Origin of the sequence: Mesorhizobium sp. ZC-5 (assembly GCF_025753855.1) — a bacterium.
Classification (GTDB): Bacteria; Pseudomonadota; Alphaproteobacteria; order Rhizobiales; family Rhizobiaceae; genus Neomesorhizobium.
Window position 1 is genome coordinate 66,398 of sequence record NZ_JAOWPT010000001.1, and the last position, 15,774, is coordinate 82,171.

Here is a 15,774-nt window from a genome sequence, read left to right on the forward strand (position 1 = left end):
CAAGCCAGATCAAAGAGCAACGGCAGGCCGACGAACGAGGAGTGTCGCGAACGATTGTGGCGTCAGACGCGCTGATCGTGAAAAATAATTACGCTGGGTGAACCAGAGGCTTTTCGCCGCTCTTGCGAAGCGAGCCCGCCTATACGCCACCCGGGCAATCGGCCTCGTTGGTGACGTCGAGCTTGCCGTCCGGCCTGCCGGCCAGTTCAGGGTTTGGCGTATAGAGCGGGCCGACGACGAGTGGCCTGTCCGGTAGTAATGACTGGTCCTCCGACGACATCATCGTCGTCTTGATGGTTTGCATCACCGAACCGTCCGGGCCTTCGATGGCGATCGACACGGCATAGGGCCTGTCCTTGACGACGCAACGCAATGGCGGACTTTCGATCGTCGTCTTGTCGGTCTTCGGCCAGATCTTCCTGCGCACCACGATCGGATCGCCCCCGGACGGATCCTCGAAGGTGGCAACCGCGGTCTCGCCCTCACCGACCGGTTTCAGCGGCTTCAGATTGACCAGATAAGTGGCGGTCGCCACCCGGTAGTTGAAAACAAAGAGTTTTCCGGAAATCTCGAAATATTCTCCCTCGCCGCCGCTGTCGCGGCAGCCGCCGGCTGCTAGCAGCCAGGCGACGAAAACTGCGGCGGCTAGACGCGACATTCGCGGCTCAGACATGGGGTTGATCCTCTTCCGCCTTGCGGCGTCTATAGTGACGTTTCGCCTTCTGCCTGTTCCCGCATACCGCCATGTCGCACCAGAGGCGGCTCCCGTTGCGGCTCTTGTCCAGAAACAGCCAGTTGCAATTGGGACAGTTCCTGATCCGCCGGTAACTGTGCTCCGCGAGCAGCGACAGCGCCGATTTGGCAAGCGCGGCTTCGAAACGGATAGCCGGATCGCCACCGGCTTCGCTATTGCCTTCGAGCCCGTCGGCACAGGCGCGCAGGAACCGCGGCAGCAAGGCCTGATGCAGTTCACCGTTTCTCACAGTGGCGCGAAACAGCGCATCCGTCGCCTCGCGAATGGCCAGCACCGTGCCGTGAATGGCGACGGGATCGCACACGGAGAGTTCCCGATGGGCCAGTTCGGCCGCACGAAAACCCCGTGCTGCCGCGGCAAAGCGTGGAATTTCCGCCGGATCGTCGAAACGGTCGAACGAGCGCGATGCATCGCCGCGATGCACGACGGTGTTCGTCGCATCGAGCGCCAACGTGCCACCGGAAAAGCGGTGGCGTGTCCAGGAAACAGCCATTCGGTAAATCTAACTGGTGAATTGCATTTGACAAGTTAGATTCACAGCGGCACGGTCGTTGCCACACCGCGATTTTGCGCATGCGGAGGCTCATGCTCTATTTCTTCCAGCAGGTTCTGAATGGCGTCCATTCGAGCGCGATCTACGCGCTGCTGGCCTTCGGCTATGCCCTGAGCAACAGCGTCATCCGCCGCACCAACCTTGCTTATGGCGCTGTTTTCGCCTTCTCCGGCCAGGTGATGATCCTGGTCGCGGTGTTCGGCTGGTACGTTTTGTGGCTGACGTTGCCCGCGACCGTCGCCCTCGGCATTGCCGCGGGTTTCGCCTACGCGGCCCTTGTCAGCAACATCCTGTCGCGCTCGGTCTTTGCACCGCTTGCCGAGAGTTCGCCCAACACCATCGTGGCCGCGACTTTGGGCGTTTCGCTGGTATTGATGGAACTGGCACGCATCGCCGCCGAAACCCGCGATTTCTGGCTACCACCGATGCTTGCCACGCCGGTGGTTTTCGCTTCCGCCGACGGTTTCCGCGTTACCTTGACGGTTATCCAGCTTCTCAACTGCCTGGTCGCCGTGCTGGCGATTCTCGGCCTCACAAGGCTTCTTTCGCGATCCAGTTTCGGCCGCAACCTGCGCGCGGTTTCCGACGATCCGGCGGCAGCGCGCATGTGCGGCGTCGATGTGCAGCGCGTTTTCCACCTGTCAGTAATTTTCGGCGGACTGGTCGCCGCGCTGGCCGGAATCCTGGCCGGGCTCTATTACGGCAATATCAGCTTCGGCACCGGGCTGATCTTCGGGCTGAAGATCCTCTTTGTGACCGCCGTCGGCGGCTACAACTCGCCGCCGCGTGCCGCGCTTGGAGCGGCGGCGTTTGGCATGACGGAAGCCGTCTGGTCGGGATACTTCCCGTTCGAGTGGCGCGACGCGGCTGTCTTCCTCGCTCTGGTCACCCTGCTCGTCATACAGCCACCCGACAGGGAAGAACGTCCGGTTCCCTGACTTCACCGCAACGCGACACGGGGGGCGCGTCGAAACCGATTGATCCACCGTCGGCAACCGGTATAAGCCACAGCCCTCTGCGCGTGCGCTGTTGACGATCGTTCGCCGTGTCGACATATGGTTGGCGACACCGCATGCGGAACGGGAACGCCGCGCGCATAAAAAGAAAACATCGGGAGGACCGGATGGCAGAGCTGCTCGCTCTATCCAGGGCTATTGATCGCTTCAACGAATTTGTCGGCAAGTGGGTCGGATGGCTGATTCTAGTCTCGATCCTTGTCAGCGCAGGCAATGCCGTCATTCGCAAGGCATTCAACATGTCGTCGAATGCCTGGCTGGAGCTGCAATGGTATCTGTTCGGCGCCGCCTTCCTGCTCGCGGCCGCATATACCCTGAAGCAGAACGAGCACATCCGCATCGACATCGTCTACGGCATGTTCTCGCGCCGTGTGCAGCATTGGATCGATCTTTTGGGGCACGTCTTTTTCCTGATGCCCTTCGTGCTCCTGATGATCTTCTACTTCGTTCCCTATGTGAGCCTCTCCTTCCACTCCGGCGAAGTTTCCACCAATGCCGGCGGCCTCATCATCTGGCCGGCCAAGTCATTGCTCCTGATCGGCTTCCTGCTGCTCGGCGTGCAAGGCGTTTCTGAGATCATCAAGAAGATCGCCATCATGAGCGGCCACATGGACGATCCCAATCCGTTCATATCGGCGCACGAACAGGCCGAACTCGACGCCAAGGCGCTCGTGGAGGAGATCAAGTCATGATCGAATTCATCGCCCAGAACATGGCGCCGATCATGTTCTTTTCGCTCATCATCTTCATGCTGCTCGGTTACCCCGTCGCCTTCTCACTGGCGGCGAACGGCCTCTTGTTCTTCTTCATCGGCGTCGAGCTCGCCCCTTATTCGAACGGCACCATCAATCTTTCGTGGCCGCTGCTCTATGCCCTGCCGGAGCGCTTCTGGGGCGTGATGTCGAACGACACATTGCTCGCCATTCCCTTCTTCACGTTCATGGGCATCGTGCTCGAACGATCGGGCATGGCCGAAGACCTGCTCGACACCATCGGCCAGTTGTTCGGCCCGATCCGCGGCGGTCTGGCTTACGCCGTCATCTTCGTTGGTGCGCTGCTTGCCGCGACCACCGGCGTCGTTGCCGCTTCGGTCATCGCCATGGGACTGATCTCGCTGCCGATCATGCTGCGCTACGGTTACGACCGGCGTGTCGCTTCCGGCGTCATCGCGGCATCGGGAACGCTGGCGCAGATTATCCCGCCGTCTCTGGTGCTGATCGTGCTGGCCGACCAGCTCGGCCGCTCGGTCGGCGACATGTATGCGGGCGCGATCATTCCCGGCCTCGTGCTGACCGGGCTGTACATGTCCTACATCCTTCTCATGTCGTTCTGGAATCGCGATTCGATGCCGGCGCTTCCGCTGGAAGCGCGCACGCTCGGTCACGGCGTCCTGTCGCTCATCGTGGCGCTGCTGGTGACCGTGGTCATCGCCTATGCCGCGCATGTCTATCTGTCGCCGACGCAAGGCGCCAACGCCGACATTCTCGGTGCCACCGTCGGCGTCATCGTCATCTACATCTTCGCGCTCGCCGACCGGGCCCTCAATTTCAATCTGATGTCGCGGCTCGCCCAGCAGGTGATCATCGTGCTGATCCCGCCCCTGGCGCTTATCTTCCTGGTGCTCGGCACAATCTTCCTCGGCATCGCCACGCCGACCGAAGGCGGCGCCATGGGTGCCGTCGGCGCCCTTGTCATGGCGGCCGTCAAGGGCCGCCTTTCGCTGGATGTCGTCAAGCAGGCGCTCGCGTCAACGACCCGGCTGTCATCCTTCGTGCTGTTCATCCTGATCGGTGCGCGTGTCTTCTCGCTTACCTTCTACGGCGTTAACGGGCATCTCTGGGTCGAGCATCTGCTGGTTTCGATGCCAGGCGGCGAGGTCGGCTTCCTGATCGTCGTCAACATCATCGTCTTCCTGCTCGCCTTCTTCCTCGACTTTTTCGAGCTGGCATTCATCATCGTGCCGCTTCTGGCGCCGGCAGCCGACAAGCTCGGCATCGACCTGATCTGGTTCGGCGTGCTTCTAGGCATCAACATGCAGACCAGCTTCATGCATCCGCCGTTCGGCTTCGCGCTGTTCTATCTGCGTTCGGTCGCGGCCCGTGTGCCGTATCTCGACAGGATCACGAAGAAGAAGATCGAGCCGATCACCACCGGCCAGATCTATTGGGGGGCGGTGCCGTTCGTCTGCATCCAGATCATCATGGTCGGCCTCACCATCGCCTTCCCGCAGATGGTCATGCACTACAAGGGCACCGTGGTCGATCCCTCCACCATCGAGATCGTCGTGCCGCCATTTGGCGGCGGCGGACAACCCGGAATGGAGGGGCTCGGCCTGCCGCCATTCGGGTCACCGCCGGCCGATGGCGCGGCCACACCCCCGGCTCAACCGACGCCGCCAGCCAACGACCTGTCGCAGCCGCCGAGTTTCGGCGCCCCGCCGGCGCCTGCCGAACAGCCGCCGGCAACCGACCTTTCGAAACCGCCGAGCTTCAATTGAATTGACGGACATCCGCACTGAAAGAAAACCCCGGAAGCACGCTTCCGGGGTTTTCTTTCAAGCCACCGTCGGACGATCAGAGCTTGCCGCTGCGTTGCTGGATCATCATGAACGTGTCGAAGGTGTATTCGGAAATCTGCGCCCACAGATAGGCGTCCTTCCGGAAAGCTGTCTGGCTGTCATAGATCTTCTTGAACCCGGCGTTCGATGCCGTGATCTCGGCATAGGTGGCGTTCGCCGCGTCGAAGCAGGCCGAGAGGATTTCCTGGCTGAACGGGCGCAGCACGGCGCCGCCCGCGACCAGTTTCTTGAGTGCGCCGGGATTCTTGTAGTCGTAGCTCGCCATCATGTCGCAATTGGCGGCTTCGCAGGCTGACGTCAGAACCGCCTGGTAACTCTTCGGCAGTTCGTTCCACTTCGCGAGATTGACCAGCGTGTGGAGCGTCGGCCCGCCCTCCCAGAAGCCGGGATAATAGTAATATTTGGCGACCTTGTAGAAGCCGAGCTTCTCGTCGTCATAAGGTCCGACCCATTCGGCGGCGTCGATCGTTCCCTTTTCGAGCGCGGGATAGATATCGCCACCGGCAATCTGCTGCGGTACGAGGCCGAGCCGCTCCATGACCTTGCCGGCGAAGCCGCCGATCCGCATCTTCAAGCCCTTGAGGTCGTCGACCGTGTTGATTTCCTTGCGGTACCAGCCACCCATCTGCGCGCCGGTGTTGCCGGCCGCGAGACCGTAGAGTCCCTGCGTGGCATAAAACTCGTTGAGCAGGTCCTGGCCGCCGCCGTAGTACAGCCAGGCGTTCATCTGTCTGTCGTTGAGCATGAAGGGAACTGCGGTCGCCAGCGCGTAGGTTGGATCCTTGCCCCAGAAATAATACGAGGCCGTATGGCAGCACTCCACCGTACCTGCCGCAGCCGCATCCGCCGCCTGCAAGCCGGGAACGAGTTCGCCCGCTGCAAAGGTCTGGATCTCGAAATTGCCGTCGGTCGATTCGCGGACGTATTTCGCCATCGTTTCGGCGGCGCCGTAGATCGTGTCGAGTGCCTTGGGGAACGAGGACGTGCAGCGCCAGGAAATCTTTGGCAACGACTGGGCGATTGCCGGGGCGGCAAGTGTTGTCACCGCGGCAGCGGCGCCTGCGCCGGTCACACCGGCCCGTTTGATAAAGGAACGACGATCCATTCTAAAACCTCCCATGCATGGACCAGAACAATGCCGGGTCGATCTTCGGCGTCGATTGCCGGCAGGCGGCAATCAATACACGGGGAGGAAGGGCTGTCCAGCACACCAAAAAGTAACGCACGGTAACGCCTGGGATTGAGCAGACGACGGTATAACTTCCACGCAGATCGTGAAAACTAAACAAATTTATTATTTATGTTCGATCACAGCCTGGAAGCGAGATATAGAAATAGATCGAAATATTACTTCCAGTCAGGCAAACTCCCTGCTGGAGCAAGGCAGCTTATACGCAAAAGAAAGGGCCCGGAGCATGTCCGCTCCGGACCTTTTGCAACGTCGATGAAGATCAGAGCTTGCCACCGCGCTGCTGGATCATCATGAAGGTGTCGTAATTGTATTCGGCGACCTGCGCGTTGAGAAAATAATCCTTGCGGAACGCGGTGATCGAATCCCAGATTTTCTTGAAACCGGGATTTGATGCGACCATTTCCGCATAGACCTCGTTGCTCTTCTCGAAGCACGCCGCCAGGATTTCCGGGCTGAACGGCCGCAGCTGCGCTCCGTTGGCGACCAGGCTCTTGATCGCTGTCGGGTTCTTGTAGTCGTAGTTCTGCAGCATGTCGGCGTCGGCCGCCTGGGCGGCGGTGCGCAGCAGCGACTTGTAGGCCGGCGTCAGTTCATCGTACTTCGCCTTGTTGAACATGAGGTGGACGGTCGGACCGCCTTCCCACCAGCCGGGATAGTAGTAGTACGGCGCGACCTTCTGGAAGCCGAGCTTCTCGTCGTCATACGGTCCGACCCATTCGGCGGCGTCGATGGTGCCCTTCTCCAGCGCCGGGTAGATGTCGCCACCAGCAAGTTGCTGCGGCACGACGCCGAGCTTCTCCAATACCTTGCCAGCGAAGCCGCCGACCCGCATCTTCAGACCGGAAAGGTCGGCGACCGTGTTGATCTCCTTGCGGAACCAGCCGCCCATCTGCACGCCGGTGTTGCCGCCCGGATAGCCGACCAGGCCCTGCGTGCCCAGGAATTCGTTGAAGAGGTCGATGCCGCCGCCATGATAGTGCCAGGCGTTCATGCCGCGCGCGTTGAGCGCGAAGGGAACCGCCGCGCCCAGCGCCCACGCGGGATCCTTGCCCCAGTAATAATATGCCACCGTGTGGCAGGCTTCGACGGTGCCGGCCGTGGTCGCGTCGGCGGCCTGCAGGCCCGGAACCAGTTCACCCGCCGCGAACACCTGGATGGTGAAATTGCCGTCGGTGGCTTCCGACAACATCTTTGAAAACGTCTCGGCGCCGCCATAGATGGTATCGAGCGATTTCGGGAACGACGAGGCAAGCCGCCAGGTGATTTTCGGATTGGCCTGCGCGATGGCTGGCGCTGCCAGGGTTGTCGCGGCAACCGCCGCTCCGGCGCCCGTTGCACCGGCCTTTCTGATGAATGAACGACGATCCATGAATTCTCCTCCACTGGGACATTTTGGCTGCCGCCCGAGGCTTTTTGCCAAGGTCCGGTCCGCGCCATCGCGGCACAATACATGTTAACAAAAACGTGTCCAGACGCGCGATCGGGCCGAAAACACGCGCCATGAGAATATCCGCTCGACGACAACCAGCGCATGCAACTTTAGTTTAATCCGCGGCTCTGTACCAACCGGCATTCCGCGGAGGCAGTGGAAAAAAACCGCAATCGCTACTAGATTCGGCAGCAGTTCACCTTGTGGCGCCGGACCGGAAGGCGCCCGCCACCGAAAGCAGACCATGCACCAGCCGCTCGTCGCCGTTTCGACCGATGTCCGCCAGTTCGAAAACTACACCTGGCACGCTGCTCCGCAGCAGTATCTCGAGGCAGCACTCGCCACAGCCGGGGTGTTCCCGTTGCTGGTCCCCTCTTTCGGGGATCGTCTCGACCTCGACCAGTTGCTGGCCTCGGTCGACGGCGTCATGGTGACCGGTTCCAAATCCAACGTGCACCCTTCGCTTTATGGCGGCGATGCCAGCGAAGCCAATGGCCCGTACGATCCGGAGCGCGACGCCACCACATTGCCGCTGATCCGTAAGGCGATCGACTACGGCGTGCCGTTGCTGGCCATCTGCCGTGGTATCCAGGAGTTGAACGTGGCGCTGGGCGGTTCGCTCGCCACGGAAATCCAGGAGCGCGAAGGATCGCTCGATCACCGCGCTCCCCCCAGCGACAAGCAGGATGAACGATTTGCCATTCGCCAGACAGTCGCGATCAAGCCAGGCAGTTGCCTCGCCGGTGTGTTCGGGGCTGGCGAGATCAAGGTGAACTCGGTTCACCGGCAGGCCGTCGACCGGCTCGGCGCCCGCCTTCAGGTCGAGGCCGTCGCCGAAGACGGCACCGTGGAGGCTGTTTCCGTCAGGGACAGCCGCGCCTTTGCGGTCGGTGTGCAATGGCACCCGGAGTACTGGGCGAAGTCCGATGATGCATCGGCCAAGGTTTTCCGCGCATTCGGCGATGCGGCGCGTGCGCACGCGATGGCAAGGACGGGCGCCAGAACCGCCGCCGAATAGACTGCAGGCCGGTCAGTCGTCCGTGGCGAGCGAGATCAGGACCGATGCCGGCCGGAAGGACTCGTAGGCTATTCCATCCGCTTCGGCGAAGGTGACCAGTTCATCGGTGCCGTCGCGGCTGAAAACGACAATGCCGTCGTCGCGTTCCTGCCAGAACCGCACCTTGGAGAGCCCCGGCAGCAACCGCTCGCAATCCGGATCGGCTCGGACCGCGTAGGTTCCAGCGCCGGCTTCGGCTCCGCGCGAAAGGCGGCAGGCACGATCGTTCGCCGACCGGAGCCGGTAGCTCTCCGTGTCCACACTGGCTTTCGCCGCCGGCGCGATCATTGAGGCAACACCCGTTTCGGGCGGTTTTCCCTTCGCCACGACGGCCACGCCGAACGCAAGACCAACGGCAACAACTGCCGGAAAAAGATTCATGTTTGCCCCCTCAGGCCGAAGAATGCCGCAGGGGGACGATGCCGCCACAGGCCTTAAGGGCGCATTAACGACAAAAGGCAAATTTTCGCAGCAATCTCAACGATCGGCTAACGCTGTTTCGCCGCGACATGGGCGGTTTCCGGAACCGGCGTCAGCGGGCGCCCTGAGCCGAACCACGACACGAGATTGTCGGCGACAAGGTCGGCCATGGCTTCGCGCGTATGAACCGAGGCCGAACCGACATGCGGCAGAAGGCTGGTGTTGGGAGCATCGAGCAATGCCTGCGGCACGTTCGGCTCATTGGCGAATACGTCGAGCCCGGCCGCCCGGATCGTTCCATCGGCCAGTGCTTTGGCAAGTGCTGCCTCATCCACCGTGCTGCCGCGCCCGATATTAACGAAAACACCGTTCGGGCCCAGCGCTTCGAGCACCTTCGCGTTCACCGCCTTCTCCGTGGCGGCACCGCCAGGCGCGACCGAGATCAGCGTGTCGACCGCTTCCGCCAAGCCAAGCAAAGTCGGGTGATACTCGTAGCCGACACTCTCGACCCGGCTGCGGTTGTGATAGGCCACCGGCAGTCCGAACGCCTCCAGCCGGCGGGCAATGGCAAGACCGATGCGGCCCATGCCGAAAATACCGGCCCGGCGCCCGCGCAACGTCGTCCCGGTCAGCGGATATGCCCCATCGCGGACCCAGCGCCCTTCCCGCAGCCAGCTTTCCGCCCTGGGCAATTCGCGCACTGTGTTCAGAAGCAGCCCGAGAGCGGTGTCGGCCACCTCTTCGGTCAGCACGTCCGGTGTATTGGTGACCATGACGCCCTTCTTGCCGGCATGCTTTGCGTCCACTGCATCATAGCCGACACCGAAGTTGGCGATGATCTCGAGTTTCGGCAGGGCGTCGATGAAGGCAGCGTTTATCGCCGTCATTGCGGCGATGCCGCGCACGCTGCCCGCCATGTCATCGGTGACGAATTTCGGATCGGCACGGTCGACGCGAACCATGCGGAAAGCCCCGTCCACGCGCTTGGCCGCATGTTCATGCAGCTTTCCCGGTACAAGGATGGTCACGGCGCTGTTGTCGCTGGTCATGATGATGAAACTTTCCGGACGTTTCGAGATAGAGGGGCCTGAGACGGCCGGATAGCGGTATCGTGAAGACCACCGCTCGCCTTCCCGTCATTGACGGAAAAATCCGGCCGCCGGATCGGAGAGAGATCGCCAGGATCACCCACCCAATCACTGCGGGGAATTCTAGCAACTGACGGCGCGGTTGCAAATCTCAACTGTCCGACAATCGTGCTTAGCCGCGCTCCACCGGCTTGCCTGTCGACTGGCGTACATGCAGTTCCGGCTTGATGAGTTCCTGGCTGGCGCGCACCGTGGCACCGTTGAGCCGGTCGAGCAGCACGCGCGCCGCGCGGCGCCCGACTTCACGCTGTCCGTTCCAGACGGTGGTCAGCGCCGGCGTGGCAATCGCCGCTTCCTCGAGGTCGTCATAGCCGGTCACCGAGACATCGACGCCTGGAACAAGCCCGGCGCGCGCGATGCCGTTCATCAGCCCGATCGCCACCAGATCGTTCCAGCAGACGGCAGCGGTCGGTTTGTCCTTCAGCGCCAGAAACTGTCCAGAGGATTCGAAACCGGCCTGCTTGGTGCGCGGGCCGGGAATGCGCCAGTGCGGCTTGACCTCCAGTCCGGCGGCTTCCATCGCCACGACATAGCCCTGGTAGCGGTCGCGGCCGGTCGACGTCTGGTCGGTGCCGCCGATCATCGCGATTCGGCGATGGCCGAGCGAGATGAGGTGATTGGTGGCGAGCCCCATCCCGTAGGAATCATCGCCGCGAAATACCGGGACGTCGGCGCCCTCGACCGAGCGCGCGATAAGCACCGCCGGCAACCCGTTCTCTTCCGCCATCTTGATGTCTTCCGGCGGCGTGCCGATCGCCGGCGACATGATCACGCCGTCGGCGCCAAGCTGCAGCAGCGTGTCGATGAAGGTTCGCTGCTTTTCCAGTTGATCGTAGTGGTTGGAAAGGATGAAGGTCTGCCGGCTGCGGTCGAGTTCGGTCTCGATCGACCGCAATATCTCGGCAAAGAACGGGTTCATGATGTCGTGGACCACGACGCCGACGATCCCGGACCGCGATGTCCTCAGGCTGGCGGCACGGCGATTGTAGATATAGCCGATGGTGCGGGCATGATCCTTGATGCGGTCGCGTGTGGCGTCGGCGACCAGCGGGCTGTCGCGCAGGGCCAGCGAAACCGTCGCCGTTGAGACGCCCAGCGCGTCCGCAATGGTGGAAAGCTTGATCTTCTGTGCCAGTGTGCACCCTCCAACGACAGCCGATTTAAACTGTTTAAAATCGGCTTATGCCACCGGCGCACCAGAAATCAAAGCTTTTTTGCCAGCTCCTCGTCCTCGGCATTCGGCGCCGAACGGCTCTTCAGCCGCAGCCGGTGCTCGCGGTGGACGATATAGAGGCCGCTCGCCACGATGATGGCTGCTCCGCCAAGCGTATAGCGGTCTGGAAGCTGGTCGAAGATCACGTAGCCGAAGAAGATCATCCAGACCATCTGGAGGTAAGGGTAAGGCGCCAGCGCGGAGGTCGTCGCCTGCTGGTAGGCCTTGATCAGCAGCCAGTGGCCGAACCCGCCATAGAAGCCCAGCGACAGCAGGATGATCCACTGCCACGGGGATTCGGGCATCGACGCCGTTGCCGGAACCACCGGCAGCATCAGGATCACCGGCGCCAGCGCCGAATAGAAGATCAGGCTTTCCGGTGTCTCCCGCGCGCCCATCGAGCGTGTCATGATCACATAGAAAGAGTAGCTGAGCATCGAGCAAAGCGCATAGACGTGGCCGATTTCGAAGCTGGCCACGCCGGGCCGCGTGATCACCAGCACTCCGACGAACCCGGCGGCGATTGCCAGCCAGCGCCGCCAACCCGCCCATTCACCAAGCAGCGGCCCAGCCAGGGCGGTGATCACCATCGGCGAGAAGAAGAAGATCGACATCGTCTGCGCCAGCTGCAGCGTATCGAGGGCGAAGAAGTTGAAAAGCGTCGATCCGAACAGGAAGCCGGCGCGCAGGATCTGCAGCGGCAGGCTCTCGGCCCGCAGCATCCTCATATCCGTCCACGGACGGAACAGCACGACGAAGAGCGCGACATGCACGGCAAACCGCATCCAGGAGACGAATGGAGCCGCCATGCCGCCAAGCACCAGATATTTGGCGGTTGCGTCGAGAAAAGAGAACAAAAGCCCGGCGCCAAGCACCAGCAGGATTGCCGAAACAGGCGTTGCGGTGTCTGGAGAACTGTTTTGGGCGCTCACGAATACGAGGTCCGTATGCCGGCTGCGGTCTGTCGCTTCTTGGCGGCTCCGGACCGAAGCCGCAAGCCAGAAAGCACTGGGCCAGCCGGCTATTCTTCCGCTTCGACCTCTTCGTCGATCTCAAAAGCCTGGCCGTTGGAGAGATTGGCCTCTACCCGCGAGAGCAATTTGGACAGCGCTTTCTGGTCTTTCTTGTCGAGGCCCTTCAGCGCCTGTTTCTCAGTCTTGCGTACCGATTTCTCGATCGACTTGATGGCTTCAAGACCCTTTTCGGTGAGGAAGATATGCGCCTGCCGTGCGTCGGATTCGGAAGCCCGTTTGTCGAGAAAACCCTGCACCTGCAAGCGGTTGATCGTCTTGGTGATGGTCGGCGGCCTGACCCCGAGACGCCCCGCAAGCTGGCCCGGCGTCTGCCCGTCCTCATGATCGAGCGCCAGCATGATCTGGTCCTGCCCTGCATAGAATCCGTGATTGAGGAGCCGCGCCGCAAGCGCCGTCCTGGAAAGCCGCGCAGCCGACTGCAGCCGGCTCATCGTTGCACCCTTGTCTGCCTTGGCCATCGATACCCTCCTCCGACGAACCGGCGACTGCCGAACCTTAGCCGCCCCAGCCGGTTTGGCAATCGCAATTGCTGTTTGGCCGGCTCGCATAAAGGTTTGCCGGCAATCGACGGTGTTCACCGGCTAGCTAATGCCAGAGATGCATTTCAATTAGATGACAAACAAAACCGAGACGACTTAGAGGCGAGCTGAAGTCCCTTACACGCGCCCCACTGGCCCAAGATTCGTGCGGTTTTCGCGCGTGCAAAAGCCATGCCGGCATCCTATATGAAGCCATCACCAAGACTTCCGACCTTGAAGGTGCATCGATGAGCGAAGCGCAGACCCAGATTCCCGTGACCGTTCTGACCGGCTATCTCGGCTCCGGCAAGACCACGCTGTTGAACCGGATCCTCTCGGAAAACCATGGCAAGCGTTACGCCGTCATCGTCAACGAATTCGGCGAAATCGGCATCGACAACGACCTGATCGTGGAATCCGACGAAGAAATCTACGAAATGAACAATGGCTGCGTTTGCTGCACGGTGCGCGGCGACCTGATTCGTGTCGTCGAAGGCCTGATGCGCCGGCCAGGCCGTTTCGACGCGATCGTCGTCGAGACCACCGGCCTTGCCGACCCGGTGCCGGTCGCACAGACCTTCTTCATGGACGACGATGTGCGCTCCAAGACCAAGCTCGACGCGGTGGTGGCGCTGGTCGATGCCAAACATCTGCCGCTGCGCCTCAAGGACAGCCGCGAGGCCGAGGACCAGATCGCTTTCGCCGACGTCGTGGTGCTGAACAAGACCGACCTCGTCGACGACGAGGAGTTGCGCAGCGTCGAGGCGACGATCCGTGCCATCAACCCGGCGGCAAAGATCCACCGGACCGAGCGGGCCGGCGTGGCGCTCGACCAGGTGCTCGACCGCGGCGCCTTCGACCTCTCCCGCGCCCTGGAGAACGATCCGCATTTCCTCGAGGCTCACGACCACGACCATGACCATGACCATGAATGTGGTCCGGACTGCGACCACGATCATCATCATGATCATCACCATCACGACCACGGCGTTTCGCCGATCCACGACGTGACGGTGCAATCGGTGTCGCTTCGCGGCGGTGAGATGGACTCGAAGAAATTCTTCCCCTGGATCGAAAAGATCACCCAGGCCGAAGGGCCGAACATCCTGCGCCTCAAAGGCATCATCGCCTTCAAGGACGACCCGGACCGCTACGTCATCCAGGGTGTCCACATGATCATCGAGGGCGACCACCAGCGCGCCTGGAAGGACGGCGAAAATCACGACAGCCGTCTCGTCTTCATCGGCCGCGAGCTCGATGCGGAAAAGCTGAAGCGCACCTTCGAAGCCTGCCAGGCGGCCTGACCAAAGCATGCCCACAGTCGCTCCTCTCGATCTCGACGGACATTGCGTCGCAGCAACCTTCGTCGCCGATGTCCCGCATTTCGCGCTGGCCGACGGCCACGTCCACCGGCTCGACCACGGCCACAAATCGGAGAAGGTTCACGACGGACTGCTCGCCGCCACGACTGATCTGGCTTCTTCCCGCCTCGTCACCGGCGGCGAGGACGGCAAGGTCTGCTCGACCAAGGCGGACGGGACCAGCGAGACGCTCGCCGAACTTGGCCGCAAGTGGATCACCTCGGTCGCCTGCGGCCCCCAAGGCGCCATCGCCTACGCCTCCGGGCGCAACGCCTATGTGCGTTTCGCCGACGGCAAGGTGAAGGAATTCGTCCATCCGCGCTCCGTCGAAGGCATCGCTTTCTCGCCCAAGGGCATGCGCATCGGCGTCGCCCGTTACAATGGCGCGACGCTGCATTTTCCCGCCGCCGACGGCAAGCCGACCGAACTCGAATGGGCGGGCGCCCACACCGGCATCACATTCTCGCCGGATGGCAATTTCCTGGTCACCACCATGCAGGAAAACGCCTTGCACGGCTGGAAGCTGGTCGACGGCAAGCACATGCGCATGTCAGGCTATCCGGCCAAGGTGAAATCCATGTCGTGGAGCGCCAAGGGCAAGTGGCTGGCGAGTTCCGGCGCGCCGGCGGCCATCGTCTGGCCGTTCCAGAGCAAGGACGGTCCGATGGGCAAGGCGCCGCTCGAACTCGGCACCCGCGGCAACATGATGGTCAGCGCGGTCGCCTGCCATTCCGCCGACGACATCGCCGCGATCGGTTACGCAGACGGTATGGTTCTGGCTGCCCGCTTCGCCGACCAGAAGGAGGTGCTGTTGCGCCGTCCCGGCAAGGGCGCCATCACCTCGATGGCCTGGGACAAGGAAGGCCGCCGCGTCGTCTTCGGCTCGGAAAGCGGCGATTGCGGCGTCATCGACATCGCTGGCTAGTAACCGCCAGCCGGCGATCCGCCAAATCTCATTCGACGCCGCAGGAAATTTTGCCGGTATGGGTGACCGTGCTGCCCTGCCCGTTGTTGGCGCCGCCGTCGTGCGCTGTGTAGGTGTACGTGCCGTCATAGGCGATGTCGTCGCCGGCCGCCTTTGTCAGGATGGCGATTTCGACTGATCCGAAGATCTCGGTATCGCGCTCCCGATAGAGCACCATGTTGAGGTCGTCGCCGTAAGACCAGTACTGCGGAAGGTTGGCGCCGTCGAACGCGATCTTGCGCAGGTCCTCCCCGATCGTGGCATCCTCGATTTCGGCCGATGCACGGAAATTGAAGACCGGGGAACCCATTCCACGGGTCACCCCGCTCTGGATATTGATCTTCACCGGTCCGCCGACATTGTCGCACCAGAGCCCGCCTGATGCGTGCGCCGGCGCGGCAGAAGCCAAAGCGGCGGCAAGAATGATGATGCGCATTTGACCCCCTTTGCGCGTGGACGCGCCATAAACAGCGCGGCTAGTGTGAGGAGTCAACAGGCTGCGGAGCGGGTCGCGCGAGCGCCGAGTTGCCTTGCGGG

Annotated in this window: 16 protein-coding genes; 6 read left to right on the forward strand and 10 right to left on the reverse strand. The window is 62.0% G+C overall.

All coding sequences use genetic code 11. The annotated features are described in order from the left end of the window. Positions 1-139 precede the first annotated feature (139 nt). The gene (locus tag OHD58_RS00295) at positions 140-673 is read right to left on the reverse strand and encodes a hypothetical protein (RefSeq protein WP_263801025.1); all 534 of its coding nucleotides are present in this window, start codon (positions 671-673) and stop codon (positions 140-142) included. After that, complete coding sequence (locus OHD58_RS00300; protein ID WP_263801026.1) at positions 666-1,247, reverse strand: CGNR zinc finger domain-containing protein; 582 nt, start codon at positions 1,245-1,247, stop codon at positions 666-668. Before OHD58_RS00300 ends, OHD58_RS00295 begins: the two co-directional genes overlap by 8 nt. A gap of 92 nt (positions 1,248-1,339) precedes the next feature. Between OHD58_RS00300 and OHD58_RS00305 the strand changes: the two genes are divergently transcribed. The 3 genes from OHD58_RS00305 (at position 1,340) to OHD58_RS00315 (ending at position 4,820) form a co-directional block, all read left to right on the forward strand. Then, entirely contained in the window at positions 1,340-2,245 is a 906-nt protein-coding gene (locus OHD58_RS00305; RefSeq protein WP_263801570.1) for a branched-chain amino acid ABC transporter permease, read from the forward strand. A 185-nt stretch (positions 2,246-2,430) separates the two neighbouring features. Next, complete coding sequence (locus OHD58_RS00310) at positions 2,431-3,015, forward strand: TRAP transporter small permease subunit (RefSeq protein ID WP_263801028.1); 585 nt, start codon at positions 2,431-2,433, stop codon at positions 3,013-3,015. Then, a complete protein-coding gene (locus OHD58_RS00315; protein ID WP_263801029.1) occupies positions 3,012-4,820 on the forward strand; it encodes a TRAP transporter large permease in 1,809 nt (602 codons plus the stop codon). The genes OHD58_RS00310 and OHD58_RS00315 overlap by 4 nt, the downstream gene beginning before the upstream one ends. Positions 4,821-4,896: 76 nt before the next feature. Here OHD58_RS00315 and OHD58_RS00320 read toward each other — a convergent pair whose 3' ends face one another. Together OHD58_RS00320 and OHD58_RS00325 are read right to left on the reverse strand one after the other, a co-directional pair. After that, positions 4,897-6,006, reverse strand: a complete 1,110-nt coding sequence (locus OHD58_RS00320) for a TRAP transporter substrate-binding protein (protein WP_263801031.1) — start codon at positions 6,004-6,006, stop codon at positions 4,897-4,899. Positions 6,007-6,352: 346 nt separating this feature from the next. Beyond that, entirely contained in the window at positions 6,353-7,462 is a 1,110-nt protein-coding gene (locus OHD58_RS00325) for a TRAP transporter substrate-binding protein (protein ID WP_263801033.1), read from the reverse strand. Positions 7,463-7,766: 304 nt separating this feature from the next. On the opposite strand from OHD58_RS00325, the gene OHD58_RS00330 reads away from it, so the two are divergent. After that, the gene (locus OHD58_RS00330) at positions 7,767-8,540 is read left to right on the forward strand and encodes a gamma-glutamyl-gamma-aminobutyrate hydrolase family protein (RefSeq protein WP_263801034.1); all 774 of its coding nucleotides are present in this window, start codon (positions 7,767-7,769) and stop codon (positions 8,538-8,540) included. 12 nt (positions 8,541-8,552) lie between these two features. Here OHD58_RS00330 and OHD58_RS00335 read toward each other — a convergent pair whose 3' ends face one another. From OHD58_RS00335 to OHD58_RS00355, 5 genes are all read right to left on the reverse strand, one after another. Continuing rightward, positions 8,553-8,960, reverse strand: coding sequence for a hypothetical protein (locus OHD58_RS00335; protein WP_263801035.1), 408 nt, complete (start codon positions 8,958-8,960; stop codon positions 8,553-8,555). A 107-nt stretch (positions 8,961-9,067) separates the two neighbouring features. Beyond that, a complete protein-coding gene (locus OHD58_RS00340; protein ID WP_263801036.1) occupies positions 9,068-10,048 on the reverse strand; it encodes a 2-hydroxyacid dehydrogenase in 981 nt (326 codons plus the stop codon). Between the two features lie 211 nt (positions 10,049-10,259). Next, positions 10,260-11,282 (reverse strand): LacI family DNA-binding transcriptional regulator, encoded by a 1,023-nt coding sequence (locus OHD58_RS00345; protein ID WP_263801571.1) that lies wholly within the window; start codon positions 11,280-11,282, stop codon positions 10,260-10,262. A 68-nt stretch (positions 11,283-11,350) separates the two neighbouring features. Next, positions 11,351-12,292: a DMT family transporter gene (locus OHD58_RS00350; RefSeq protein ID WP_263801037.1), complete on the reverse strand. Its 942-nt coding sequence runs from the start codon at positions 12,290-12,292 to the stop codon at positions 11,351-11,353. Positions 12,293-12,381: 89 nt separating this feature from the next. Then, positions 12,382-12,852, reverse strand: coding sequence for a MarR family winged helix-turn-helix transcriptional regulator (locus OHD58_RS00355; protein WP_263801039.1), 471 nt, complete (start codon positions 12,850-12,852; stop codon positions 12,382-12,384). A gap of 308 nt (positions 12,853-13,160) precedes the next feature. On the opposite strand from OHD58_RS00355, the gene OHD58_RS00360 reads away from it, so the two are divergent. Continuing rightward, positions 13,161-14,216 (forward strand): CobW family GTP-binding protein, encoded by a 1,056-nt coding sequence (locus OHD58_RS00360; protein WP_263801040.1) that lies wholly within the window; start codon positions 13,161-13,163, stop codon positions 14,214-14,216. 7 nt (positions 14,217-14,223) lie between these two features. Further along, the gene (locus OHD58_RS00365; RefSeq protein WP_263801041.1) at positions 14,224-15,198 is read left to right on the forward strand and encodes a WD40 repeat domain-containing protein; all 975 of its coding nucleotides are present in this window, start codon (positions 14,224-14,226) and stop codon (positions 15,196-15,198) included. Positions 15,199-15,226: 28 nt separating this feature from the next. Here the strand turns inward: OHD58_RS00365 and OHD58_RS00370 are convergent, their stop codons facing one another. Next, entirely contained in the window at positions 15,227-15,673 is a 447-nt protein-coding gene (locus OHD58_RS00370) for a hypothetical protein (RefSeq protein ID WP_263801042.1), read from the reverse strand. Between the last annotated feature and the right edge of the window lie 101 nt (positions 15,674-15,774).